Annotated in this window: 21 protein-coding genes and 3 tRNA genes; 9 read left to right on the top strand and 15 right to left on the bottom strand. The window is 54.1% G+C overall.

Annotation, left to right across the window (positions count from 1 at the left end):
- The first annotated feature begins 66 nt into the window (after window positions 1-66).
- From fucK to fucR, 3 genes are read left to right on the top strand one after another with little or no spacing between them, the layout of a single operon-like run.
- A complete protein-coding gene (gene fucK, locus HV237_RS05175) occupies window positions 67-1,485 on the top strand; it encodes an L-fuculokinase (protein WP_047357908.1) in 1,419 nt (472 codons plus the stop codon).
- A gap of 1 nt (window position 1,486) precedes the next feature.
- Entirely contained in the window at window positions 1,487-1,909 is a 423-nt protein-coding gene (fucU, locus tag HV237_RS05170) for an L-fucose mutarotase (RefSeq protein ID WP_047357909.1), read from the top strand.
- Window positions 1,910-1,966: 57 nt separating this feature from the next.
- Entirely contained in the window at window positions 1,967-2,695 is a 729-nt protein-coding gene (gene fucR / locus HV237_RS05165; RefSeq protein ID WP_047357910.1) for an L-fucose operon activator, read from the top strand.
- 35 nt (window positions 2,696-2,730) lie between these two features.
- Here fucR and rlmM read toward each other — a convergent pair whose 3' ends face one another.
- From rlmM to HV237_RS05145, 4 genes are all read right to left on the bottom strand, one after another.
- Complete coding sequence (rlmM, locus tag HV237_RS05160; protein ID WP_003034040.1) at window positions 2,731-3,831, bottom strand: 23S rRNA (cytidine(2498)-2'-O)-methyltransferase RlmM; 1,101 nt, start codon at window positions 3,829-3,831, stop codon at window positions 2,731-2,733.
- Entirely contained in the window at window positions 3,824-4,219 is a 396-nt protein-coding gene (locus HV237_RS05155) for a DUF423 domain-containing protein (RefSeq protein WP_003034037.1), read from the bottom strand. The genes rlmM and HV237_RS05155 overlap by 8 nt, the downstream gene beginning before the upstream one ends.
- Before the next feature lie 18 nt (window positions 4,220-4,237).
- Window positions 4,238-5,155, bottom strand: coding sequence for a glycine cleavage system transcriptional regulator GcvA (gene gcvA, locus HV237_RS05150; protein ID WP_016154260.1), 918 nt, complete (start codon window positions 5,153-5,155; stop codon window positions 4,238-4,240).
- A gap of 363 nt (window positions 5,156-5,518) precedes the next feature.
- On the bottom strand, window positions 5,519-5,746 hold the full coding sequence (locus HV237_RS05145) for a YgdI/YgdR family lipoprotein (RefSeq protein WP_016154261.1): 228 nt from the start codon (window positions 5,744-5,746) through the stop codon (window positions 5,519-5,521).
- Between the two features lie 193 nt (window positions 5,747-5,939).
- Here HV237_RS05145 and csdA point away from each other — a divergent pair, with 193 nt between their 5' ends.
- The gene (gene csdA, locus HV237_RS05140) at window positions 5,940-7,145 is read left to right on the top strand and encodes a cysteine desulfurase CsdA (RefSeq protein ID WP_047357911.1); all 1,206 of its coding nucleotides are present in this window, start codon (window positions 5,940-5,942) and stop codon (window positions 7,143-7,145) included.
- Complete coding sequence (csdE, locus tag HV237_RS05135) at window positions 7,145-7,588, top strand: cysteine desulfurase sulfur acceptor subunit CsdE (protein WP_047357912.1); 444 nt, start codon at window positions 7,145-7,147, stop codon at window positions 7,586-7,588. Before csdA ends, csdE begins: the two co-directional genes overlap by 1 nt.
- A 45-nt stretch (window positions 7,589-7,633) precedes the next feature.
- Here the strand turns inward: csdE and tcdA are convergent, their stop codons facing one another.
- Both tcdA and mltA read right to left on the bottom strand, forming a co-directional pair.
- Window positions 7,634-8,440, bottom strand: coding sequence for a tRNA cyclic N6-threonylcarbamoyladenosine(37) synthase TcdA (gene tcdA / locus HV237_RS05130; protein ID WP_019077596.1), 807 nt, complete (start codon window positions 8,438-8,440; stop codon window positions 7,634-7,636).
- A gap of 39 nt (window positions 8,441-8,479) precedes the next feature.
- Window positions 8,480-9,577, bottom strand: coding sequence for a murein transglycosylase A (mltA, locus tag HV237_RS05125; protein ID WP_019077597.1), 1,098 nt, complete (start codon window positions 9,575-9,577; stop codon window positions 8,480-8,482).
- Between the two features lie 205 nt (window positions 9,578-9,782).
- On the opposite strand from mltA, the gene HV237_RS05120 reads away from it, so the two are divergent.
- From HV237_RS05120 to HV237_RS05110, 3 genes are all read left to right on the top strand, one after another.
- Window positions 9,783-9,859: transfer RNA gene (locus HV237_RS05120), tRNA-Met, on the top strand.
- Window positions 9,860-9,893: 34 nt separating this feature from the next.
- Window positions 9,894-9,970, top strand: a tRNA-Met gene (locus HV237_RS05115).
- A 34-nt stretch (window positions 9,971-10,004) separates the two neighbouring features.
- Window positions 10,005-10,081, top strand: a tRNA-Met gene (locus HV237_RS05110).
- A 74-nt stretch (window positions 10,082-10,155) separates the two neighbouring features.
- Here HV237_RS05110 and amiC read toward each other — a convergent pair.
- Entirely contained in the window at window positions 10,156-11,409 is a 1,254-nt protein-coding gene (amiC, locus tag HV237_RS05105; RefSeq protein WP_016154266.1) for an N-acetylmuramoyl-L-alanine amidase AmiC, read from the bottom strand.
- A gap of 235 nt (window positions 11,410-11,644) precedes the next feature.
- Here amiC and argA point away from each other — a divergent pair, with 235 nt between their 5' ends.
- Window positions 11,645-12,976, top strand: a complete 1,332-nt coding sequence (gene argA / locus HV237_RS05100; RefSeq protein WP_047359091.1) for an amino-acid N-acetyltransferase — start codon at window positions 11,645-11,647, stop codon at window positions 12,974-12,976.
- 46 nt (window positions 12,977-13,022) lie between these two features.
- Here the strand turns inward: argA and recD are convergent, their stop codons facing one another.
- The 8 genes from recD to HV237_RS05060 all read right to left on the bottom strand — a co-directional run bounded on the left by recD (window position 13,023) and on the right by HV237_RS05060 (window position 26,563).
- Entirely contained in the window at window positions 13,023-14,843 is a 1,821-nt protein-coding gene (gene recD / locus HV237_RS05095) for an exodeoxyribonuclease V subunit alpha (protein WP_047359090.1), read from the bottom strand.
- A complete protein-coding gene (recB, locus tag HV237_RS05090) occupies window positions 14,840-18,385 on the bottom strand; it encodes an exodeoxyribonuclease V subunit beta (protein ID WP_047359089.1) in 3,546 nt (1,181 codons plus the stop codon). The genes recD and recB overlap by 4 nt, the downstream gene beginning before the upstream one ends.
- Window positions 18,378-21,266 (bottom strand): pitrilysin, encoded by a 2,889-nt coding sequence (gene ptrA, locus HV237_RS05085; RefSeq protein ID WP_047359088.1) that lies wholly within the window; start codon window positions 21,264-21,266, stop codon window positions 18,378-18,380. The genes recB and ptrA overlap by 8 nt, the downstream gene beginning before the upstream one ends.
- Window positions 21,267-21,445: 179 nt before the next feature.
- Window positions 21,446-24,814 (bottom strand): exodeoxyribonuclease V subunit gamma, encoded by a 3,369-nt coding sequence (gene recC, locus HV237_RS05080; protein ID WP_047359087.1) that lies wholly within the window; start codon window positions 24,812-24,814, stop codon window positions 21,446-21,448.
- Window positions 24,815-24,826: 12 nt separating this feature from the next.
- Entirely contained in the window at window positions 24,827-25,150 is a 324-nt protein-coding gene (locus HV237_RS05075; protein WP_047359086.1) for a prepilin-type N-terminal cleavage/methylation domain-containing protein, read from the bottom strand.
- Entirely contained in the window at window positions 25,135-25,542 is a 408-nt protein-coding gene (locus tag HV237_RS05070; protein WP_047359085.1) for a DUF2509 family protein, read from the bottom strand. Before HV237_RS05070 ends, HV237_RS05075 begins: the two co-directional genes overlap by 16 nt.
- Window positions 25,539-26,102 (bottom strand): prepilin peptidase-dependent protein, encoded by a 564-nt coding sequence (locus HV237_RS05065; RefSeq protein ID WP_047359084.1) that lies wholly within the window; start codon window positions 26,100-26,102, stop codon window positions 25,539-25,541. Before HV237_RS05065 ends, HV237_RS05070 begins: the two co-directional genes overlap by 4 nt.
- Window positions 26,093-26,563, bottom strand: a complete 471-nt coding sequence (locus tag HV237_RS05060; protein ID WP_047359083.1) for a prepilin peptidase-dependent protein — start codon at window positions 26,561-26,563, stop codon at window positions 26,093-26,095. Before HV237_RS05060 ends, HV237_RS05065 begins: the two co-directional genes overlap by 10 nt.
- Between the last annotated feature and the right edge of the window lie 82 nt (window positions 26,564-26,645).

Below are 26,645 nucleotides of genomic sequence, written 5' to 3'. Positions count from 1 at the left end.
GCCTGCGCGGTGAATTTTGTAAGCCGGGTAAGCGCTGCGCCATCCGGCTACGTTTGGGGAGCGATTATGAAACAAGACGTTATCCTGGTTCTCGACTGTGGCGCGACCAACGTGCGGGCTATCGCCGTTGACCGACAGGGAAAGATTGTCGCCCGCGCAGCGACCCCGAACGCCAGTGACATCGCAACAGAAAACAGTACCTGGCATCAGTGGTCGCTGGAGGCCATTCTGCAACGCTTCGCCGATTGCTGTCAGCGCCTCTGCACGCAACTGGCCGCCTGCCATGTCCGCGGGATCGCCGTCACCACTTTTGGCGTAGACGGCGCGCTGGTTGATAAGAACGGCAAGCAGCTGTATCCGGTGATTAGCTGGAAATGCCCACGCACCGCAGCGGTGATGGAGAATATTCACCGCTACATATCACCGCAGCAATTGCAGGAAATTTCCGGCGTCGGCGCATTTAGTTTCAACACGCTGTATAAATTGGTGTGGCTGAAAGAAAACCATCCGCAATTTCTGGAGCAGGCGCACGCCTGGTTGTTTATCTCGTCGCTTATCAACCACCGTTTAACCGGCGAGTTCACTACAGATATCACCATGGCGGGCACCAGCCAGCTGCTGGACATCCGGCAGCGCAATTTTAGTCATGACATTTTGCAAGCTACGGGCATACCGTGCCGTCTGTTCCCGCGCCTGGTTGAAGCAGGCGAACAGATTGGGGCTTTGCAACCAGAGGCTGCCAGCCTGCTCGGGCTTACGGCGGGAATTCCGGTCATCTCTGCCGGACACGACACGCAGTTTGCGCTATTTGGCGCAGGAGCCCAGCCAGATGAACCGGTGCTCTCTTCCGGCACATGGGAAATTCTGATGGTGCGCAGTGCGCAGGTGGATACCTCCCAGCTCAGCCAATATGCGGGTTCCACTTGTGAGCTGGATAGCCAGGCTGGACTGAATAACCCCGGCATGCAGTGGCTGGCTTCCGGTGTACTCGAGTGGGTGCGTAAGCTGCTGTGGACTGCCGACACCCCCTGGCAGACGCTGATTGACGAAGCCAGGGCCATCCCGGCAGGCGCCGAAGGCGTGAAGATGCACTGCGACCTGCTGGCCTGTCAGAATGCGGGCTGGCAAGGGGTTACGCTCAATACCACCCGTGGTCACTTTTATCGCGCCGCGCTGGAAGGACTGACAGAACAGCTGCAGCGAAACCTCCATACGCTGGAAAAAATCGGTCATTTCCAAGCCACTGAACTGCTATTGGTAGGTGGGGGAAGCCGCAACGCGTTGTGGAATCAGATCAAAGCGAATGTTCTCGGGATACCTGTCAAAGTGCTGGATGACGCCGAAACCACCGTGGCAGGTGCCGCAATGTTTGCGTGGTCGGGCATTGGGGAATTTGCCTCACCGGAACAGGCACGCGGGCAGGTACGCTACCAGTACCGTTACTTCTATCCGCAAACCGAATCCGAACTAACAGGAGTTGAGTAATATGCTCAAAACAATATCTCCCTTAATTTCGCCCGACCTGCTGAAGGTGCTGGCTGAGATGGGCCACGGCGATGAGATTATATTTTCCGATGCCCACTTCCCGGCCCACAGCATGGGACCACAGGTTATCCGCGCCGACGGTCTATTGGTCAGCGACCTGCTACAGGCGATTATTCCGCTCTTTGAACTGGACAGCTATGCCCCACCGCTGGTGATGATGGCGGCTGTTGAAGGCGATGCCCTCGATCCTGACGTCGAGGCCCGCTATCGTCAGGCGCTTTCACTGCAAACCCCCTACCCGGACATCACGCGTATTGACCGCTATGCCTTCTATGAACGCGCGCAACAGGCGTTTGCGATCGTTATCACAGGAGAGCGGGCAAAGTACGGGAATATTCTATTAAAAAAAGGAGTAACCCCGTAATCTCTGGTCTGAATGCCCGTCAGCTACGGGCATTCATCATAAGATGAGGATCAGAACATGAAAGCGGCGCGCCAGCAGGCGATCGTAGATCTGCTTACCAACCACAAAAATCTGACAACCGAAACCCTTGCTTTGCAACTTAAGGTCAGCAAAGAGACCATCCGCCGCGATCTCAGCGAGCTACAAGCCCAGGGAAAAGTGCTGCGCAATCACGGGCGGGCCAAAGTGATTCATCGGGAAAATCAGGACAGCGGCGACCCGTTTCATATGCGACTCAAAAGCCACTATGCCCACAAAGCGAATATTGCCCGCGAAGCGCTGGCATGGATCGAAGAAGGTATGGTGATAGCCCTGGACGCCAGCTCAACGTGCTGGTACATGGCGCGACAGTTACCGGACATCAACATTCACGTCTTTACCAACAGCCAGCCCATTTGCCAGGAATTGGCTAAACGCGAACACCTTCAGCTAATCAGCTCCGGCGGTCGCCTTGAGCGTAAATACGGTTGCTATGTTAACCCCTCGCTCATCTCGCAGCTCAAACCACTCGAGATCGATCTGTTTATTTTTTCCTGCGCAGGGATCGACAGCGACGGCGCACTCTGGGACTCTAACGCGACCAATGCCGACTTCAAGTCCATTCTGCTTAAGCGCGCAGCGCAGTCATTATTGCTGATCGATAAAAGTAAATTTAATCGTTCGGGAGAGGCCCGGATTGGGCATCTGGATGATGTGACGCATATTATTTCAGATACGCCGCTGATTGAAACAATGCAGGCCGGATGAGACATTTACGCCTTCATCCGGCCTGCAATTTTACCTTATCGCTCGTCGCGACGACCACCAACAGCAGCCCACAGGCGACGGACGTGCACGGTGACTTCTTCACGGTCATGATACAGCTGACGCGCCTGAATCTGGGCATTTACGCCATGCTCGTCAAGCTGTGCCTGAATATAAGCCAGGTTTTGCGACACCTCTTCGTAGCGTTTTTTCATCGGCAGCTTGAGGTTGAAGATAGTCTCACGACACCAGCCGTTGACCAGCCACTGCGCCATCAGGGCGGCAACCTTCGCGGGCTTTTCCACCATGTCGCAAACCATCCACGAAATGTTATTGCGATTTGGCCGGTACTTAAATCCGTCTTCGCGCAGCCAGGTAACTTGTCCGGTATCCATCAGGCTTTGCGCCATCGGACCATTATCCACGGAGTAAACCCACATGTTGCGTTTAACCAGTTGATAGGTCCAACCGCCCGGGCATGCCCCTAAATCCACCGCATACATTCCGTTAGCCAGACGTTCATCCCACTCATCGGCAGGAATGAACACGTGCAGCGCTTCTTCCAGCTTCAGTGTTGAACGGCTCGGCGCATCGGCCGGGAACTTCAGACGCGGAATGCCCATGTAGAACGGGGAGTTATTGTCGGGCCAGGAATAGCCGGTATAGCAACAGCCTGGTGCGATAAAGAACACATGAACCACCGGACGTTTTGGCGTTTCATACTTTGCCAGCACGCCCGCTTCCCGCAGCGCCGCGCGCAGCGGTACGGTAAATTTACGGCAAAATTTAACCAACTCCTTGCTTTCATTGGTGTCAGCAACTTCAACGCGCAGATCGCCGCCTTTCTCTACCACGCCCTGCAACATGCCGACAATCGGCGTAATGCGGTCTTCCGGCGGTAAATATTGCAGCAGTTCGCCCACCACAAACATTTGACGGGCAAAAATCAGCGAGCTAAACGGCAACTCTTTCACTAACTTTTCGGCATCGTCCTGCTGATAGCATTCGAAGATGACGTAACCCGCATTGTCTTTCACGCGGGCAAAACCGAAGATTTCCCGGCGTCCTGCTTTATCCGTAATTTCTGCGGCGCACTCTTTTTCAAAACCTGGGCGACACAACAATACAACCTTATTCATGGCTAACGCCCTTACGTTTCAATCGAATAGCGCCCACTAACATCAGCGCCCAGCCCACAAGGAAGCTGAAACCGCCGACGGGGGTAACAAACGCCCACAGGCGTAAATGCGAGAGCGCGAGGCAATACAGGCTGCCGCTAAACAGCACGGTTCCTAATGCCAAAAACACGCTACTCCAGTAAAACCAAATGCTAATGCGCCGCTGCATGGCGACGGCCAGGCCAAATATAGCCAGCGTATGGAACGCCTGATACTCGAGGCCAGTCTGGATCCACCCCATCTCAACGACACCGAGGGTTTTACTCAGAACATGTGCCCCAAAGGCGCCCAACGCCACAAAGATAAAGCCACTTACGGCGGCAAAAATCAGCATAAAACGGCTGGTCATGTGAATACCCTACGTAAATTATTGTTCATAACGAAAGCGGAATTTTTCTTGTTCCGTGGCCGCTTTCGCCAGAATCCACTGACGGAAGGCGGCTATTTTACCCAGTTCTGCCTGACTGTCATGACAAACCAGATAAAATGCGTTTTTGCTGACCAGAACATCATTAAACGGACAAACCAGACGTCCGGCTTCTATTTCGGATTGCGCCATGACGTTATTAGCCAATGCAATTCCCTGTCCATGGATAGCAGCCTGGAGCACCATGGCGCTATGGCTGAAGATGGGTCCCTGCTGTACGTTGATATGATTCAGGCCAAGTTGGCGCGTATAGGCTTGCCAGTCACGGCGTGACGCATCGTGCAATAATGTGTGCTTCGCCAGATCTTCGGGCGTCTTTAGCGGTTTATCACCGGTGAGTAATAGCGGCGAGCAGACCGGCAATAGATATTCTGCGTACAATTTTTCAACACGCAGACCCGGCCAGTTGCCACGTCCGTAGAAAATCGCCACATCAACATCGTCAGCCAGTTTGTCTTCCTGACGGTCCACCGCCTGGATCCTGACATCGATTCCCGGATAAGCTGAGTTAAAGCTAGAGAGTCTGGGTACCATCCATTGGATTGCAAAACTGGGCAATAAACTCACAGTGAGCGCACCTTTTGCACTGCGTGCCTGAAGTTTACGCGTCGCGTCGGTTAATTGCGAAAAAATCTCTTTGATGTCGAGAAAGTAGCTTTGGCCTTCTTCCGTTAACAGCAAAGATCGATTGCGTCGACGAAACAGCTTCAGCCCCAGGAAATCCTCAAGTGACTTGATTTGATGACTTACTGCGGCCTGCGTCACAAAAAGCTCTTCTGCTGCGCGAGTAAAGCTCAAATGACGCGCTGCAGCATCAAAAACACGCAACGCATTTAGGGGTGGTAATCGTTTTGACATGACTTTTAGGCTTTGATGTTAAATGAATTTAACAATTAACCAACAGGTTGCAACCTATTAGTTTTTTTTATCTGAGCCATTATAAATTGTCCGTTGAGGTTCTACCAGCAAATACCTATAGTGGCGGCACTTCCTGAAGCCGGAACGAAAAGTTTTATCGGAATGCGTGTTCTGGTGGGCTTTTGGCTTACGGTTGTGATGTTGTGTTGTTGTGTTTGCAATTGGTCTGCGATTCAGACCATGGTAGCAAAGCTACCCTTTTTCACTTCCTGTACATTTACCCTGTCTGTCCATAGTGATTAATGTAGCACCGCCAAATTGCGGTGCTTTTTTTTGTCCGACTCTTTGTCGATGGACGACCGGTTAGTTATCCAGTTCTACCATCTCTTTCACATCGGTACGGTTAATCTGCTGTTTGTTGCCGTTAGCGTCTTTATACGAAATCATCCCCGTTTCATTGTCGGTCTGTGGCTTACCATCAGATACGATTGATCGACCATCATTGGTGTGCATCACGTAATTCGAACCAGAACAGGCGCTCAGGGCAAAAGTCAGCATACAAGCAGAGATAATTGCGGCAGTCTTTTTCATCTTTTTCTCCTTAAAGCGATTTATGCTATTAAAAACACACTCCGTAACAGGCTAAATTGCTCGCCTAACGGTATATAGCATAAGACACTGCGTGGACTTTGCCAGGATATCCAGAGTATTCCGATGGTTAGCCCCCCCCCTTGTATCAGCGCCCTTTTTGCGCCACGATCGGTTTACTGAACTGAGGAATACCATGAACGCTTTTAACCCCGCGCAGTTTCGCGCGCAATTTCCCGCACTCAACGATGCTGGCGTCTATCTCGACAGCGCTGCTACCGCACTGAAGCCGCAGGCAGTGATTGAGGCCACCCATCAGTTTTATAGCCTGAGCGCCGGGAACGTCCATCGCAGCCAGTTTGCAGAAGCACAGCGCCTGACCGCACGCTATGAAGCCGCGCGGGAAAAAGTCGCAAGCCTGATTAATGCGCCGGATGACAAAACAATCGTCTGGACCCGCGGTACGACTGAAGCGATCAACATGGTTGCCCAAAGCTATGCGCGACCTCGCTTACAACCGAGTGATGAGATTATCGTTAGCGCAGCAGAGCATCATGCCAACCTCGTGCCCTGGCTGATGGTGGCGGAGCAAACGGGGGCGAAGGTCGTCAGGCTGCCGCTTAACGCCCATTTATTGCCAGACGTTGAAAGCCTCGCGCAACTCATCACTCCACGCAGCCGCATTCTGGCGCTTGGGCAGATGTCGAACGTTACCGGCGGTTGCCCGGATTTAGCCCGCGCCATTACGCTCGCCCATGCGGCTGGAATGGTGGTGATGGTGGATGGTGCCCAGGGGATTGTCCATTTCCCCGCCGACGTACAGCAATTAGACATTGATTTCTATGCGTTCTCGGGCCACAAGCTGTATGGTCCCACCGGCATTGGCGTGCTGTACGGTAAACCGGAACTGCTGGATGCCATGTCTCCCTGGCTCGGTGGCGGTAAAATGATTAGCGAAGTCAGTTTTGACGGTTTCACCCCCCAGGCTGCTCCATGGAAGCTGGAGGCCGGTACGCCTAACGTTGCTGGCGTTATCGGACTAAGCGCGGCGCTCGAATGGCTGGCGGACGTTGACGTGGTGCAGGCCGAAAACTGGAGTCGGGGTCTGGCGACGTTGGCAGAAGATGCGCTGGCGAAACGCCCCGGCTTTCGCTCCTTCCGCTGCCAGGACTCCAGTCTGTTAGCCTTTGATTTCGCAGGGGTTCATCACAGCGACATGGTGACGTTGCTGGCCGAATATGGCATTGCACTGCGTGCAGGACAACACTGTGCGCAACCGCTGCTGGCAGAACTGGGCGTATCCGGGACGCTACGCGCCTCATTTGCACCTTATAATACGCAAAGTGATGTAGATGCGTTGGTCGCAGCCGTTGACCGCGCGCTGGAAATATTGGTGGATTAATGACAAGCCCTCTGTTCGCCGGACACCCGTTTGGCACAACCGTAACGGAAGAGACGTTACGCAATACCTTTACCTCGCTCACCCAGTGGGAAGATAAATATCGCCAACTGATTCTGCTGGGTAAGCAGTTGCCAGCGCTTCCGGATTCGCTAAAGGCACAGGCCAAAGAGATCGCGGGCTGCGAAAACCGCGTTTGGCTGGGGCATACCCTTCATGAGAATGGTACTTTGCATTTCTTCGGCGACAGCGAAGGTCGCATTGTTCGCGGGCTGCTGGCGGTATTACTCACGGCGGTCGAAGGTAAAACTGCAGCCGAGTTACTGGCGCATTCGCCTATGGCATTATTTGACGAGCTAGGTTTACGCGCGCAGCTCAGCGCCTCGCGTACCCAGGGGCTGCATGCTCTGAACGAGGCGATTCTTGAGGCTGCCCGACAGGTTTGATGGTTGCCGGATGGCGACGCGAACGCGTCTTATCCGGCACAACACTCAACTCTGGCGCGCCGCTTTCGCCATCATCTTCTTCAGCGCGTGTGAGACGGCAACAAAGCCAAAGGTGGCGGTCACCATAGTGGCCGCGCCAAAACCGGATGCGCAATCCATGCGCTTCGGCCCTTCCGCCGTCGCCTTCATCGCACATACCGAGCCATCTGCCTGCGGGTAAACCAGCGCTTCGGTCGAGAACACACAGTCCACGCCCAGCTTGCCTTTGCTGTTTTTCACCACGCCAAAATCGCTTTTCAGTCGCTCGCGTAGCTTGGCTGCCAGCGGATCCTGGATAGTTTTTGCCAAATCAACGACCTGTATCTGCGTCGGGTCGATCTGCCCTCCCGCACCACCGGTGGTCACCAGCGGAATTTTGTTACGCCGACACCAGGCGATCAGTGCCGCTTTTGGGCGCACGCTATCAATCGCATCAATGACATACGAATAACCCGCACTCATATACTCAGCAACATTATCCGGCGTGACAAAATCATCGACCACGTTCACCCGGCACTCCGGGTTAATCTGGCGGATACGTTCAGCCATCACTTCAGCTTTTGCCAGGCCGACGTTATCGCGCAGAGCATGGATCTGGCGGTTAGTATTGGTGACGCACACATCATCCATATCGATGAGCGTGATGGCGCCAATACCGGTACGCGCCAGCGCTTCCGCCGCCCACGATCCTACCCCGCCAATCCCGACCACGCAAACGTGCGATTGGGCAAACAACTGCAGCGCATTTTCGCCATACAGACGCGCCGTACCGCCAAAACGCTGGCGCCAGGCATCACTGATAACCACAGACATAACACCTCAAATTCATTAATATCGAGCGCCATCCGGCTATTAACCGCTGAACACGTTACCCGTACCCGGCGCTGTTTTCAGTACCCAGACGCGACCGTAGTGATTATACCACCCCGCACGGTGTCCGGCGTCAGCACCAATGCCCTGATAGATATCGAAGTGTTGCCCTTTAATAGCGCCACCCACATCTAACGCCACCATCAGGCGCAGTTCGTACTGGCCGGTAAACTTGCCGTTATTGTCCAGTAACGGGACTTCCGCCAGCAATGTTGTGCCCGCCGGAATGATACTGCGGTCAGAAGCCACAGACGCGCGGCCAATCAACGGTACCGCGCTGGCCCCTTTGACCGGTGCAAAAGATTGCGGTTTAAAGAAGACAAACGATGGGTTCTGCTCCAACAGCTCACGCACTTCGGCTTCGCTGTGCGTTTCACCCCAATGGCGAATAGCCTGCATCGACATATCTTCTTTTTTCACTTCGCCACGGTCGATAAGCACTTTACCGATGCTGCGATAGGCGTGGCCGTTTTTCCCGGAATAGCTAAAGAAGTTAAGCGGGCTGCCATCGCCAAAATCGATGTAACCACTGCCCTGCACATCCATAATGAAGTTATCCATCAGGGAGTTGCTGTACGCCAGAATGTAGTTGTCGCTCAGCGCGCCCGCGTAAATCTCGGCCCGGCTTGGTAAGCGGCCACGTTTTGGCGGCATGCGATAGATAGGATACTGAAACTCGCCCTGGCGCGTATGGCGCGCCTGAATAACCGGCGTGTAGTAACCGGTAAACTGGACGTTACCGTAATTGTCCGCCCCTTCCATTTGCCAGGCATCAATACCAAACTGGCGCATACTGCGCGTATCACCGCCCGCACGTAACCACTGCTGGATAGCGTTGTAAACGTTGCTCTGGTTGCCGTACAAACGTGGCGAAGCGCTGCGAATTTGATTAACCTGCTCGGCGAAATCACCGGCATTGATTGGTGCGCCAACCGCATCAGGCTGGTTCACCAGTGAGAAAGGCTGGGTAAATTTCCCGTCTTTATACTGCTGCCCACGATCGGTGGGTTTTGAGGAACACGCGGCGAGCATCGCGACGACTGCTCCCGCAAGAAGATATTTTGCCCAACGTCCTTTCATTGTTCTCGTCTTATGTTGCCTGAATGCGAGACGAAGATAACAAACCCCCGAACCTAATGAAATGCGTATACATACCCGAACGCAAATTTTGAGCAAAAAACAATCCAGAATGCGTTGTTTTTGTTCATTTTCACCTTAAAAACGTGATCAAGGTGAAAAAAGGGTTGCATGAAAATGCGAGCAGAGTATAGTGCGCATCCACGGACGCGGGGTGGAGCAGCTTGGTAGCTCGTCGGGCTCATAACCCGAAGGTCGTCAGTTCAAATCTGGCCCCCGCAACCAATTAAAATTTGATGAAATAAAAGCAGTACGGTGACGCGGGGTGGAGCAGCCTGGTAGCTCGTCGGGCTCATAACCCGAAGGTCGTCGGTTCAAATCCGGCCCCCGCAACCAATCAAATTTGATAAAATATAAAGCAGTACGGTGACGCGGGGTGGAGCAGCCTGGTAGCTCGTCGGGCTCATAACCCGAAGGTCGTCGGTTCAAATCCGGCCCCCGCAACCAACATTATAAACACCCTAAAGGGTGTTTTTTTGTATCTGCGGTCCATAAAAAAAGCGCTTTTCAGCGCTTTTTTGTTATCCCCTTCTCGCCAGCGTCGCGCCATCGGCAAAGTAGGCTTTGATCCCCGCCAGAATCGACTCTGCAACTTCCTGCTGGAAGGTCGCAGTTTTGAGCTTGCGCTCTTCCTCAACGTTACTGATAAATGCGGTTTCCACCAGAATAGACGGAATATCCGGCGCTTTTAGTACCGCAAACCCGGCTTGTTCAACCTGGTTCTTATGCAGATTGTTAACTTTACCGAGCTTATTCAATACCGCTTTACCAAACTTCAGGCTGTCGGCGATGGTCAGCGATTGCACCATATCAAACATGGTATGGTCGACGTAGCGATCGCCGCTCTTGCTGACGCCGCCAATCAAATCCGAGGCGTTCTGAGTTTGCGCCAGATATTTCGCGGCGGTGCTGGTCGCCCCTTTGGTGGAGAGCGCAAATACCGACGAACCTCTGGGCTGTCGACTGGTAAATGCATCGGCGTGAATAGAGACAAACAGGTCTGCACGCTGCTTCTGCGCTTTCGCCACGCGGACTTTAAGCGGAATGAAGATATCTTCATTTCGCGTCATAAAGACCTTCATGTTGCCCTCTTTCTCTATGAGGGCTCGCAGGCGTCGGGCAATCTGCAGCACCACATCTTTTTCACGCGTCTTGTATTTCCCCACCGCACCGGAGTCCTCTCCTCCATGCCCTGGGTCGAGCATAATGACAATGGGACGATCGCGCCCCGCTTTACCCGGCTGCGGGCCACTTTGCGCAGGCGGCACCTGTTTGTCCAGATCGCCCTTGTTGTATTCTTCCAGCAACGCCAGCAGCGGATCCTGAACATCCTGGGCATTCGCGGGATAGAGATCCATCACCAGACGTTCTTTAAAGCCGGCCACCGGAGCCAGCGCAAAAAGTTGCGGCTTCACATTCTGTTTCAGCTCGAACACCATCCGCACGGTCTGTGGGTCAAACTGCCCGACGCGCGCCGATTTAATATACGGATCGTCAGGACGGATCTGCGCACCCATGCCCTTGAGCACCGAGTTCAAATTAACGCCTTCAATATCCACAACCACACGCTCAGGATTACTCAGGGCAAACTGTTTGTATTTCAGCAGACGGTTAGATTCTACCGTGACGCGGGTGTAGCTGGACGCTGGCCAGACACGTACGGCAACGACCTGACTCATGGCCGCCAGACCAACCTGGCTGACGCTCAAAAGCCACATAGCACCCGCACCTTTCAGTAAACGGCGGCGACTGATTGCTGAATTGGATCCCGACATGCTTCTCCCGAGCAAAAAGAAATCTTTATTGAGGTAATACGTAAAACGTCTGAATTGACCGGAAACTTTAGCGAATGACGCATAATCTGTCATCTATAAAAGGGTAAACATTCTTTTTATATTCACGGCATTACTGAGAAAAATCTTCGGCATGGGTAAAAATTACGCTTGCGCACAGCGTTAAAACAGAATAAAAATACATAAATTACGAATAATCATGCAATGAGGGTGTGCCGTGGTGAAGGAGCGTAGAACCGAACTGGTACAGGGATTCCGCCATTCTGTTCCCTATATCAATACCCATCGGGGAAAGACGTTTGTCATTATGCTGGGCGGCGAAGCCATCGAGCATGAAAACTTTTCCAGTATCGTCAATGACATTGGCCTTCTTCATAGTCTCGGCATCCGCCTTGTCGTGGTCTATGGCGCACGACCGCAGATTGATGCCAATCTTGCGGCGCATCATCATGAACCGGTGTACCACAAGAATACGCGCGTTACCGACGCTAAAACCCTGGAGCTGGTCAAACAGGCGGCAGGGTTACTTCAGCTTGATATTACCGCCCGCCTGTCAATGAGCCTGAATAATACGCCATTGCAGGGGGCGCACATCAATGTGGTCAGCGGTAATTTTATTATCTCCCAGCCGCTGGGCGTTGATGACGGCGTGGATTACTGCCATAGCGGACGTATTCGTCGTATTGATGAAGATGCCATTCACCGGCAGTTAGACAGTGGCGCGATTGTGCTGATGGGCCCGGTCGCCGTTTCCGTCACCGGAGAGAGCTTTAACCTGACTTCAGAAGAGGTCGCCACGCAGTTGGCTATCAAACTGAAGGCAGAGAAAATGATCGGCTTTTGCTCCTCTCAGGGCGTCACCAACGATGATGGCGATATTATTTCCGAGCTGTTTCCTAACGAAGCCCAGGCGCGCGTTGAGTTGCAGGAAGAGAAAGGCGATTACAGCTCCGGCACAGTGCGCTTCCTGCGCGGGGCAGTGAAAGCCTGTCGCAGTGGGGTACGGCGCAGCCATCTGATCAGCTATCAGGAAGATGGCGCATTGCTGCAGGAACTGTTCTCCCGTGACGGGATTGGTACGCAGATCGTAATGGAAAGCGCCGAGCAGATCCGCCGCGCTACCATTAACGATATCGGCGGGATTCTGGAGCTGATCCGCCCGCTGGAGCAACAAGGCATTCTGGTACGTCGCTCCCGCGAACAACTGGAAATGGAGATCGACAAATTCACGATTATTCAGCGCGATAACCTGACCATCGCCTGCGCCGCTCTGTACCCTTTCCCGGAGGAGAGAATTGGCGAAATGGCGTGCGTGGCGGTGCATCCGGACTACCGTAGCTCATCGCGCGGGGAAGTATTGCTGGAGCGGATCGCCGCGCAGGCCCGGCAAATGGGACTGAGCAAACTGTTCGTGCTGACCACGCGCAGCATTCACTGGTTCCAGGAACGTGGTTTCACGCCGGTGGATATCGACCTGCTGCCGGAAAGCAAGAAAGAGATGTACAACTATCAGCGGCGGTCAAAGGTGCTGATGGCGGATTTGGGGTAGTAGTCGTTGCCGGATGCGGTATAAATGCCTTATCCGGCAACGAATTTTATTGATTAAACAACGCCGCCAATCCGCTGCGACGTTCGGTGCGGGTGGCAATGGCGTTACTTAATATCCGCTCATCGGCATACAGTGACAGACGCCGGCGCGCGCGGGTGACGGCGGTATAGACCAGCTCGCGGGTAACCACGGGTGAATGCTGACTGGGTAAAATCAACGCCGCATGGTCAAACTCAGATCCCTGTGATTTGTGCACGGTCATCGCCCAGGTGGTTTCATGTTCAGGTAAGCGACTGGGCTGGACTGATTTGATAGAACCGTCCGGCAGCGCAAACCACACCCTCAGGCCCTGTCCACGATCGAGGGCAATGCCGATATCACCGTTAAATAATCCCAGCGAACTGTCATTGCGCGCGATCATCACCGGCCTTCCCTCATACCAGCGGCTATGCGTTGAACGATGAATTTTACGTTTTTGCGCCATCACCTGCTCAAGGCGTTCATTCAAACCACCCACGCCAAACGGACCTTCACGCAGGGCGCACAACAGCTGATACTCATTGAAGGCCTGAATGACAGCATCCGGCTCAGCGCCCTCACGCAGTAAATCCAGATAGTGCCCATAACCCGCCAGCGCCTCATCCAACATCGCGGCGTAATCTTCGCTGCTATGTAGCGTGCGTTTTTCAATGTCGCTAAACCCCTGCCGGAAGACCGTTTTGAGCGCGGCTTTGTCACCACGATTAATCGCAGCAGCCAACTGACCGATTCCGGAATCGCTACCGAAACGGTAACTCTTTTGCAGCAGACACAAACTGTCGCGCAAAGCGGCGGCCTGAGTTCCCAGACCTGCCGGAATAGCGCTTCCGGTCAGACGACTGAGCTGGCGGGCGCGTTCCGGGGTAAACCCGTCACCGACGAAAGCACAGATATCCCCCAGCACCGCCCCCGCTTCGACGGAAGCGAGCTGGTCACGATCGCCAAGAAAAATCACCCGCCCGTGCGGCGGTAGCGCATCGATAAGGCGCGACATCATCGGCAAATCAATCATCGAGGCTTCATCCACCACCAGCACATCCAGATGCAGCGGGTTTCCCGCATGATGGCGCAGGCGCTGACTGCCTGGCTGAGCGCCTAATAATCGATGCAACGTACTGGCGTCATCGGGAATGCGTTTCTTTTGCTCTTCGGTTAACGGCAGTTCTCGTAGCGCTGCACCCAGCGAGGCAGTCAGGCGCGCTGCCGCCTTTCCAGTAGGAGCCGCCAGGCGAATACGGCAGCGTTCCCCCTCAGTCATCTGAATCAACGCCGCCAGAAGCCTCGCAACTGTTGTCGTTTTTCCGGTCCCCGGCCCGCCGGAGATCACCGATATACGACGGGTCAACGCCACCGCAGCGGCCACTTTTTGCCAGTTAACACCTTCCGCTGGTGGAAACAACGCCGCCAGCGTGTGGGTCAGCCGTTGTTCATCCACCTCAATGGCGTGGTTAACTTCACTGAAAAAGCGAGCCACCGCCCGTTCGTTATGCCACATCCGGTTCAGATACAAGCGATCGCCGTGCAGCACCAGCGGCGTGGGTTGCTCACCACGGCTTACCGCCCCGGAGGCCAGCAGACATTCCGTCCAGTCTTCTGGCTCCCCCACTTCAGCGAGCCAGGCGCTTAAAAGGGGATGGGCATCCTCGCTCAGGGATAACCGCGAAAGTGGTAAGCAGACGTGCCCTTCTCCTGCTTCACGACTGAGCAACGCCGCCGCCAGCGCAACGGCAGGGTTGTCATTTCCGGCAACCGCCAGCGCAAACTGAGCATCCAGAGGCCGGAGCTGTTTTTGCTCCACAGCTTCCAGTAATCGTTTCTGGATTGTCATGACATCTCCTCCAGTGGCGCACCGACAAACATCTCGTCCATCAAGGCGATTAACTCCCCGTCAGGTCGGGTCGCGTAAATTCCCTGTTGCGGATTTTCACTGTCAATGCCACGCAAGAAGAGATAGATAACACCGCCAAAATGGCGTTCATAATCGTAATCAGCAATGCGATGGCGCAAGTAGCGATGCAGCGCCAGGGTATAAAGTTGATACTGCAGGTCGTAGCGATGCGCCTGCATGGCAGAGGCCATCGCCTGCTGCGTATACGCTGAGCTGTCTTCCCCCAGCCAGTTCGATTTGTAATCGAGAAGGTAATAACGCCCCTGGTGGCGGAAAACCAGGTCAATAAATCCTTTCAGCATGCCGCGTACCTGCATAAATTCCAACGCAGGGCACCCCGCGGAGAGCGGATCGTATTGGCGAATTAACGCATCAAGTTGGCTGGCCATCAGCGGCTGCGAAATCGGCAGGTAAAACTCCATCTCCACCTGTTTTTCACCCGCGGAAAGATGGCTCAAACTCACGCCCGTCTCGTTGAGAGGCGCCTGCAAAATGGCGTCCAGCCATTCGGTCAAAACCGGCGTCCAGTGCGCGTCATAACCGCCCAACGCCAGTTTTTCCTCGACCCAACTCGGATCTACCGGTTGAGTAAAGTCGAGATCTTCAAACAGGCTATGCAAGAATGTACCTGGCGAAGCGCCGCGCGGGAACTGATGCGGTGTAAGCCCTGACTCTTCAATAACCTCACCAACGCCTGCGGCATCAATATCCAGTCGCGGGATCAGATCCTGCGCGATTCCATGCCCACGCTGCTGCAGACCGGAATAACTGGTCACGCGCCAGCTATCGCCGGGCGTACGCTGCAGTATTTTCGCACTCAGTTCGCAGCTAACAGCCTGCGCAACTTGCCAGCGTTCACCGTCAGGCTGCGCAGGCGTCTGGCAGGCAATATCGTCGCTACACAGTGCTTCAATCGCACTACGCAGACCCGCGGCATCCATCGGCTCACCTTTTTGCAACAGGCGACCAAGGGCGCTGTGATGTACATCGGTATCCCCTTTTTTATCGCCCCGACGTCGCACCAACGGCGCAACACCAAGGCTGCAGTGCCATACCGAACGGGTTAGCGCGACATAGAGCAAACGCAGGTCTTCCGCCAGACGCTCCGCTTCAGCCAGCTCAACGCTCTCCTCGGCATCGCTGAGATCCAGCATGGCTTCAAAAGAGCTGCGATCGTGGTAGAAAGCCTGATCCTGGACGCGGAAATTCGTGATAAACGGCAGCCAGACCAGCGGATACTCCAGCCCTTTAGATTTATGGATAGTGACGATTTTGACCAGATGCTTGTCGCTTTCCAGCCTGAGCTGCTGGCTGGACGCGTTGCTGTCGGGTTCAAGAATATGCTGGGACAGCCAGCGCACCAGCGCATGCTCGCTTTCCAGCTGCGAGCCTGCTTCCTGCAACAGTTCGCTGATATGTAAAATATCGGTCAGGCGGCGTTCGCCCCCCGCCGTCGCCAGCAGGTTTTCCGCAATCTGGCGGGTTGTCATCAGCGCGCGCAGCATCGGCATCACGCCGCGTTTATGCCAGATCTGACGATAGCCATCAAACTCTTCGACCACCGCATCCCAGGCATTTTCATCGTTATTTAAGGCTTCAAGATCCTGCGCATTCAGCCCCATCATTGAGGTCGCCAGCGCGCTACGCAGCGTGTTCTCACGCTCCGGCGTCATCACCGCCTGCAGCACCCACAGCAACTCCCGCGCTTCCAGCGTTTCAAATACGCTGTCACGGTTGGAAAGGTAGACGGAGGGAATTGCCAGCTGCGTCAGCGCATCACGGACCAGTGCCGCCTCCTGGCGGCTACGAACCAGTACGCTGATGTCCGACGCGCGTACCGGACTGGATGTTTTACCACTGACCAGTTGCGCAGCGCCTGACTGCCCGGCCTTAAGCCAGTCGCGAATTTGCGTGGCGCACACCTGGGCCATGTAGTTCTGGTAATCGCCTACGCCGCAGCTTTCCCCTTCCATCAGCCACATGCTCATGGCTGGCTGTGTCTCACCATGTAAAACAAACCGAAACGACTGGTTTTTTTCTGCAAATTTTACCGGGCTAAAGGGGATTTCGCGGAACATAAAGGCGTCATCCATCTGGCTGAAAAGCGTATTTACGCTATTGACCATGCCGGGGGCCGAACGCCAGTTGGTATCGAGCGTATAGTGTGCGCTGACCTCGCTGCGCGCCTTCATATAGGTGAAGATATCCGCGCCACGGAACGCGTAAATCGCCTGTTTTGGGTCGCCAATCAGCAGCAGTGCGGTATCCGGCTGATGCTGCCAGATCCGGCGAAAAATACGGTACTGCTGCGGATCGGTATCCTGAAATTCATCGATCATCGCGACCGGAAAACGGGTACGGATAGCCGTCGCCAGCGCATCGCCGCTTTCACTGCGCAACGCCGCATCCAGACGGCTGAGCATATCGTCAAAGCCTAGCTCACCGCGGCGTCGTTTCTCCTCGGCAACCGCTGAACGGATCTCCGCCAGCGCCCGGGTGATCACCAGATCGCGGAGAGTTAACGGTTCGCTAAGCAGTTCATCAATAGCGACAAACAGCGGGTGCTGAGGGGTTATTCCGCCCGCTTTAGTGCGCTCTTCCAGAAAACGCTGTGAGAATTTCTCCAGCGCGTCAGGAAGCTGATAACTTTGGGTTTGTTCTTGCGCCCATGCGCTGATCTTTTCGATCCACTTACCCTGGTTACCACGGTTAAATTTACGCCGGTCAATCCCGGAGGCTTCCAGCAGGCCATCCAGCTCATCAACGGAATCACGCCATTGCTGCTTGATCTGGTTAATGCGCGTGAGAATTTGTTCGTGCCGGGAAGCCAGCGTTTCGTCATCAGACGGCGGAGCCTTGATGACCGGCGCTTCCCCCTGCAGATAGCGATCGATGTCTCTCAGCAGAGCCTGCGGTCCTTTCCACGTTTCAAAAATCACCTGCGCAATGTCGCGGGGTAGTGGATAGCAGTGTCGACGCCAGAAGTCCGCACAGGCCTGATAGCGCAGCAGCGATTCATCTTCTATCAGTTGCTGTTCGAACAGCATGCCTGATTCAAAGGCGTTGAGACTGAGCATACGCTGACAAAAGCCGTGGATGGTAAACACCGCCGCTTCATCCATCTGTCTTTCAGCCAATAGCAGCCACTGAGCGGCCTGTTTTTTATCGGCGATTTCATCTAACAAACGGGCATATAGCGGGTTGTCGGTTGTTTCACGCAGGCAGGCAATTCGCAGTTCATGAATGTTGCTACGAATTCGACCACGCAACTCTTCGGTGGCCGCCTCGGTGAAGGTGACCACGAGCAGTTCTTCAACGGTCAGAGGACGAGGAAAGGCGGCAGAGCCGCCCAGTCCAAGCAGTAAACGTAAATACAGGGCGGCGATGGTAAAGGTTTTACCGGTGCCCGCAGAGGCTTCAATCAGGCGCTCGCCCGTCAGGGGCAAGCGCAGTGGATCAAGGGACTCAGCGGCATCATTCATTCTTATCACTCATCAGGGGTAAGGTTTGCTGCAACGCGCTGACTGTCTGCCACACTTTCCAGCCTTCCGGGTGCACATATTCTGCTTTCCCGTTCTGACTGCCGGAAACCTGTGACAGTATCGCCATGCCTTGCGGCTCAACCACCGCCTGATGGAAGAAGTCGGCAAGTTTTTGCGGCGTCAGCAGTTTAATCTGAGCCACTATTTTATCACGTGAATCGAAGCGCATATTGCCGCGATCAAAATCTTTGCTTAACTGTGAGGCTTCTTCCCCCAGCGTTTGCGGCGCCTGCAGCATTTGCGCAATAATCGCCTGCTGAATTTGCGCAAACTCTTCAGGTTTCATCGCCCGCAGCTTCGCTTCCGCCGTCGGGAAGAACGCTTTATAACGCTCCCAAAGATAAGACGGCTGCTTATCATTGCTTTGCAGCAGGAACCCCATTCCCCACTGACGGCCGATACTCATCGGGAAAGCAAATACAGCGTAGCCTAACTGCTCTTCAGTACGCAGTTGATTGTAGAACCACGGCTGAACAATCTGCCCTAACATGGCGCTGTAGGCTGAACTGGCGTATTCATCGTATCCGGTTGGCACAAATACCGCCGCCAGCGCGGAGTCCGTGCTACTGCCTGCTTTTTCAAAGATGACGGACTGCTTCTTGTCCACAACCACATCTTTATTGCGACACCACTGTGACCCGTTAGCGCCAAGCTGTTGTTGGATATCCCGCGCCATGGTCGTCGCCTGAGCGGCGCTCATATTACCAATTACCAGGAATTCAGGCCGCGCACCGGTTTTTAAGGCGTCGCGGTACGTCATCACCTCTTTCAGGGTGATAGAAGGCAGTAGTTTACGGCGCTCATCGCGTGAGAAGTACGGCACCTGAGAAAGCATCTGCACTGGCATAATTGCCTGATCGTAGGCTTTACCCTTCTCTGCAGAATCCATCATCTGGGCATACCAGGATTTCGCCTGTTCCAGCTGTTCATCCGTTGAGGTGTAGCTGAAATAGCCGCTCAGCAGAGCCTGAAAAAGCTGCGGCAGACGTTGGGTGTAGCCGTTGGCGTTAAGCATTAACCCATTGTTAGCGTTGGTAGAGAAACCAATTCCACCTACCGACGCCTGGTTGCTTAACTGATCGAGCGCAATCCCCGCCAAGTAATCGTTAAGTGCGAATAATACCTGGTTGCGAGCGCTGTCCATGGCCTTCGGGTTACGCAGGATCACGCTGACGTCAGCCTTCGGCTCACTGGCAAAATACTGGCTCGGCGCATACACCACGCGTAGATCCGGCTCATCAACGATCAGTTCCGGGTGAGCGTATTTTTTATCCGTTTTAATCAGCGTGAAATCATCCGGAATGTAGGGGTTCAACTCCGGTAACGACAGCGCAATGCCCTGCGCTTTTTGCTGCCAGTCGGCAAAGGTTTTGTCGCTGATTTTATCCACCTGGTAAGGCGCATCGACAAAATAAGCGGTTTTATTATGCGGTTCTTTCGCACTGATATACCAGATACGCGCATTCTGTGGCGTCATCATTGCCAGGCGTTGCTCAACGGCTTGCACATCGTACTGGTCGGCAATATTCACCGCATCCAGCGTATGTTCGACAGGAACGCGGATCATGGTATCAGCCAGCCATTCCACGTAGTCCATATCACGGGTGATGGAGGGATAACGGAAATCGAGATCCAGTACGTGCGCCAGTTCGTCAAAATAGCGTTTATCGACGCCTTTATCGCGTAACAGATTGAGATAACTGAAAATTGCCGCAACAACTTCATCGCGGTTCACCAGCCCTTTGTCGGTTAACGTCGCGGAAATGGCTAACACGCCGCTGTTCCCATTGACCACCGGATCGGAATCCGCACGAATACCTTCAACCAGCCCCTGCTTTTGCAGCCAGTCAGACAACGTGCCAGGGCTACGATTACCAATCAGATAGGTCACCAGCTCATCGGTTTTACTGCGGAACTGCGCGCTGTTGTTATCGATACGAAACTCGACGCGCAGTACTTTACGCGGCATTGCCGGAACATAGTGGATGATGACGCCCTTTTGCGCGTCGGTGACTACCGGTACGGTAATTTCAGGCTTTGCGATATTTCTGTTCGGTACGCGTCCAAAGGTGTCAGCAGCTATCCGCGCCAGCTCTGGCAGGGGCTTATTGCTATAAATCACCGCCTTCATCAGGTTCGCGGAGTAGTACTTTTCATGAAATTTTTGTAATGCCTGCACCACCGGGTTTCCCGGTTTATCGCTTAATGTCTCGAGATTTCCGCCGGAGAAACGCGAGCCAGGGTGCGCCGGGTTGATGGTCTCAGCACTCACCTGCGCCATACGCATCCCGTCTCGGGTGCGCGCCAGCGTCAGCTCGGAGTTAACCGCGTTACGCTCACGATCGGCATATTTTTTATCCAGCAACGGATCGGCAATAGCGTCCGCCAGGCGATCCACCGCCCCCACCAACGCGTCGTTTTCGACTTCAAGATAGAAGGCCGTACGGTAAGGCGCGGTGCTGGCATTGTGGCTGCCGCCGTGCATTTTCAGGAATTCAGCCAGACTGTCCGGCTGCGGGTATTTTTTCGAGCCCATCAGACACATGTGTTCGAGATAATGCGCCAGCCCCTGATGCTCGTCCGGATCTTCCAGCGAGCCCACGGGAACCACCAGTGCAGAAAGGGATTTCACGGCCTGAGGATCGGATACCAGCAACACGACCATGCCGTTATCAAGGCGCACGGCCTGATACTGGCGGGTGTCTTTATCGCTTTTACGGATGGTTTCAGCTAAAGGCTGCCAACCGGTATCTGCCTGACTTACGGGAACCCAAAGGGCGACGAACAACAGTAATGCGCTGAACCAGGTGCTGCGGGGCATTCACAAACCTCATCATTAACGTATTCACCTGTTCACAGCAAAGCACGCATAAATACGTGGTCTGAACAGGGCAAGACTATGTGCTGAACGAGCCAGCATCCTCTCTTTGTAAGAATCAGTCCGTGACAGAATGCGCATCATAGTGGAAGCCATCGAACTGCGCAATTTTTATACAATCATCATGACTGATTAAAGCGAAAAATCGGTAACAGGTAGCGCTGAGACTGTAAAACAATGGTATCCAGCGTAGCCGCATCCAGCTGACGCCAAAGACGCTGATACCAGATATCATCACCTTCACCCCGTACCATCATGTTGCCTTCATAGGCCTGCAGAAACTTACTGCGCGCTTTTTGCAACGTTGCATCGTCATCTAACATGGCATCATTTACGGCGTCATAACAGGTTTTTATCCAGGCGCCGCCGCTTTCGGGCAATACCAGCAATGGTGACGACATGCCTTCCCGATACCCGTCAATGAGCTGCGACAGGTACAGCAGCGCCTGCTCTGCATCCAGTGGCGGAAAACGCCATTCCCCGTCTTTACGCAGGAACAACCGGCTCTCTCCCGTACCGCCACTGGCACAATAGACAAGATGTTCCAGCCAAAGTTGCACACCCTGCGCAATGCTTATCAAAGATGGGCGCCAGCGCAACAAACCGTCCTCTTGCACCTGTGGCAACCAACCGGTGATTTGCACGCCGTTACAGTTAAGATCGATTTCCATACTCTGACAGGGCTGACGACAGGCGATAATGCGTTCAGCCAGCGACTGCATCTCCTGACGCTGCGTATCCCACAGAATTTCGCCAAATGGCCCATAGGGAAGCGTGCCCGCCGCACGAAAACGGCGAAACAGTTGTTCAGCATCCTTCTCTTCAACCAGCGTGTTAAGCAATTGCTGATTAAGCTGATAGCGGGTTAATCCTTCAAGAGTGAACGGTTCCGTTTCCGGGATCTCACTTTCTTCAGAGCGGAAGTTGACCCTCAGCCGCATCTGGAAAAAAGCCCTTACCGGATGAGCCCAAAATCGCTGCAGCGTTTCCAGCGTCAGCGTTTCAGGCATCTCAAAGGGAAGCGTCTGGACAAAATCCGTGTGCGCTTTTCCTGACAGGCTCGCCGCAGGCAGCCATTCCCGGGCATAGCTTTGCTGTTCGCCCGGCAGATAGTTTTGTGCATCAAAGGGCATACGGGTATGCAAACGAGTAATGTGTGCTTTTACCCGGGCCTCGCTTTGATCGCAGGTCAACGATTCATCGCCCGGCAGATAGTGGCTTTGCCCGATGTAGTCCATCAGTTCCTGCACCAGTACCGACGGGAAGCGCTCGCTGTTGTCCTGAATGGAGCGGCCAATGTAGCTGATGTAGAGCGTTTGCTGTGCTGAAATCAATGCTTCAAGAAACAGGTAGCGGTCATCATCGCGACGGCTGCGATCGCCCCTCATCGGTTTTTGACTCATCAAATCAAAGCCCAACGGCGCAAGCTGACGCGGATAAACGCCATCGTTCATACCCAGCAGGCACACCACCTTGAAAGGAATAGAGCGCATCGGCATCAGCGTACAAATGTTAACTGGCCCCGCCAGGAAGCGCTGGCTAATGCGCTCCTGGTCAAGACGCTGGGCCAGCTCATCACGCAATAGAGAAAGCGGTATGGCATCACCATACTCAGCCCCCAGACCTTCAGTGATAATGGCCTGCCACTGCTGTTCAATCAGCGTCATCGCCGCTTCGGTATCTGCATCCGGCAGGAAGAAATCATTAAGCATGTCCCGACAAACGGGCAGCCACTCTTCCAGCGGCCGTTCCTGCGCTAACCCTCTACGCCAGAGATTGAGCTGCATCAGCAACGAGGCCAGATGCCCTACCAACTCGGCAATCAAACCGTTGGACTCATCGTATGGCAATACCGATTGCCACTCGCCCTGCGCGCTTTCCATCGCGTAGCCGAGCAGCATGCGCGTTAAACCAAATTGCCAGGTATGCTGACCTGTAGGCGGAAGTTCCAGTTCACGCACGTTATCGTCGTCAATTCCCCAGCGAATCCCGGATTCATTGACCCATAAACGAAGATAGCGCAGCCCTTCTTCATTGATATTGAAACGCGCCGCCAGCACGGGCACATCCAGTAATGCCAGCACATCCTCTGAGACAAAACGGCTATCCGGCAGCGACAGCAGGCTAATAAAGGCCTGTAAGACGGGATGAGACTGGCGCGCCCGACGGTCGGAAATCGCATAAGGTAAGTAACGCTCAGCTGGCGCACTGCCAAAGACCGACTGAATAAATGGGCTGTAGCTGTCGATATCCGCCACCATCACAATAATATCGCGCGGCGTCAGCGTAGGATCCGCTTCCAGCATTGCCAGCAGGCGGTCATGAAGAATTTCTACCTCGCGCTGTGGGCTATGACAAACATGGAAAGTCACGCTGGTGTCGTTCAGTTCAAGCCGTCGTTTATTGTCGCTACGCGAATACTCTTCCAGGGTAACGCCCGCCACGGCATGACTTTCAAGTTCCAGAATATCCGATTGAATATTATGCAAAAGATTGTCAGGTGTTATATCGACAAACGCATCCAGCTCCTGACTATTTTCCAGTTCTGAAAGCAAATAAATGTAATCGCGCCCCAGTTTGCCCCACGAGGCCAGCATCGGGTTGCCCACATCCTGTTCACCATCGCTGTTAAACAATCCTTCGGCTTTCTGACTATCGCGAAACAGCGGCAGATGGCGTTCTTCAAAGCTGTGCCGACGCTGACGCGCCATCAGCTTCGCCAGCCAGGCGGGATCTTTTATATCTCCCCAGTAGTAGCGACAAGGGTTGGTAAACAGCAGATGAATATCAATGTGCTTGCCCAGCGCCTGCAATGCCTGCAAATAAACCGGCGGCAGAGCCGAAATGCCGCAAATAAAGACGCGAGAAGGCAGTCCCTGCGGGCACTCGGACGCACTTTCCAGAGTCTGAATAAATCGTTGGTATAAATTGGCGCGATGCCAGCGCGGCTGGCCCAATTCCTCGGTGTGTTCCACCAACGCTTTCCACAACGGCGCCTGCCAGGCCTGAGATTCGCCGAGTCCCTCAACCAGTCGCCCGGCTTCCCACTGGGTCAACCACTCAGGGCGATAGACTAAATACTGGTCAAAGAGGTCAGCCGCGCGCGAGGAAAGCTGAAACAGCTTACGTTTATCGGTGTCGTCCGTCAGATAGTGGCGCAGCAATGCGAAGTCATCGCCATCCAGCAATTGCGGCAACAGCGTCATCAACTTCCAGCTCATGCTCTGTTTGCTGAACGCGCTCTCTTTCGGGATATCCGGCAGCACGCGCACAAACATATCCCAGATAAAACTCGCGGGCAGCGGAAAATCGATGTTGGCGGCAATACTAAACTTCTGTGCAAGGGTCATTTGTAGCCACTGCGCCATACCGGTACTTTGAACCAGGATCATCTCAGGTTCAAAGGGGTCGTCCAGCCGCTCGCGCTCAACGATAAATTCCATTAACGCTTCCAACACATCCAGACGATTGGAGTGGTAGACCCTTAACATAGCGACTCCTGACTACTGACGATTCGGGCAATGCAGACGCGTCATCTGACCCTGCCTGCCCAAGGGTGAAGAAATTTTAACGTTGATGCTGACACATCCCGCGCTCGTTGTCTGCATTCGGTTAACCTGCCAGTTCAAAGGCGATGAAAACTGATACAGCTGGGTTTGCTGCCAGGCGTGACGCCAGAGTTGCTGATACTGGTTTCTGATGATAAAGCTGTTCATCAGCGCCCGCTGGTATCCTGACAGCGCGGTCACAATCATGATCATCAGCACCATTGCCAGCATCACTTCCGGCAGGCTAAAGCCACGCTGTCTGTTCAGGGGATCTGACATAATGCCTGCTCCTTTAGCGGACAAAAATCGCTCCAGCCGTGCGCCGAGTATTCGATATTGTCATCAATAATCGCCCCCTGCCGCCATAACGATACCCCTTCATAATGGACTATAAGCAGCACGGAATTATTAGTGAGCTGTCGCAGACAAACCGCGGCATCCTGCGTGGTATAACGCCGACACTGTGCAGCGAGTTGTAAGCGCCAGGGCTGCATACGCCCCCATTCCATCGCAGATTGCACCACCACCTGGCGCTGCAGAGCCTGACTTTGCGTGACCACTCGCGAAGCAAAACGGGACTCCTGCCTGCTAACGCCTTGCAGCAGAAGGCTACCGAGCACCAGCAGTAACAGGACCATCGCTAAAGATGAAACGCCCCGCTCACGGTTCACAGGTTGAATCCTGTCACGCTGTAGACTGCTTCAATAACCTTTTGTGGTTCGACATTGTTCACTCCGCGCAAACGCAGCGTAAGGAGCGGGGAATATCCGCTGATATTCAGACGTTCAACCTGAAATGCCTCAATCTGTATCGTGGCTGGATCGGACATTTTCTCCCACCCTTTTCCATTGCAGTCCGTTACTCCCCGCAGGGTCTCCAGTACCTTGTCCTGTAAACGAAATCCAATCGTATCGGCCTCTTTCGCGGGACTGCTCTCCCAAATGCCGTTGCTATTGGCATCCCAGCGCGCAATGACACAGTCGCCCTTAGCCGATATCTCCAGCCCTTCTCCGACACAGTTTCCGCGGCAGTACCCTGCCCGCTGAAGATGCTTCGCCACGGTGTATACCCGCTGCCATATTTCATCTTCAAGCGCTAACTGGCGCGTGTTGCGCAGGATCTCTCGCTGCAGCGCGGGTAAAAATCGCGCTGAGCTAAGCAATAAAACGCTGCTAATCGCCATAGCAATCAGCACCTCCAGGAGTGAAAAGCCCCGTTCATTTACTGACATAACCTGGCCTCATCTTTCTCGCAAAGCCTGATTCGCCCCCAGCCTGACACCACCACGCGCCATTCCCCTGTCGTATTTTTCAGGCGAATATGTCCAGCCCATGCCGTATTGCGCAGACCAAAAAAGGCCAGTGAAGGCGTTATCTCTGCCATTTCGACATCGTCCCAGGGCGGTGTAAAAACCAAGGGCGAAACGGGTAGACACGTGGTTTGCACAGCAGCAGAGCTGACAAAACACCAGGATGTGCCATCCCGAATCACGCTGATGACGTGATCGCGGTTACGCCAGTTAGCATCTTCACGCAGTTGCAGCAGGTAATCTCGCACCTGAATGGCGGTTTGCCATAGCCGCTGTTGCTGTTGCCAGCGCTGCCAACCATACAGCCCCGAGGCGCCAAGCGCCGCGACGATCAGCATCGCAATCAGGGTTTCGATAAGCGTGTAGCCGTGTTGTTTTTTCATGTCGCCAGTATGGCGTGAGGAAAATGAATAACGAGCGGGAAATTCGGTTTCTACGGCGAGCTACGAGGAATATTTGTCGCGT

The organism is Citrobacter sp. RHBSTW-00570, from assembly GCF_013739755.1.
Taxonomy (GTDB): Bacteria; Pseudomonadota; Gammaproteobacteria; order Enterobacterales; family Enterobacteriaceae; genus Citrobacter; species Citrobacter braakii.
The sequence above is the reverse complement of the archived record's forward strand: the minus strand, read 5'-3'. Positions and strand labels throughout refer to the sequence as shown.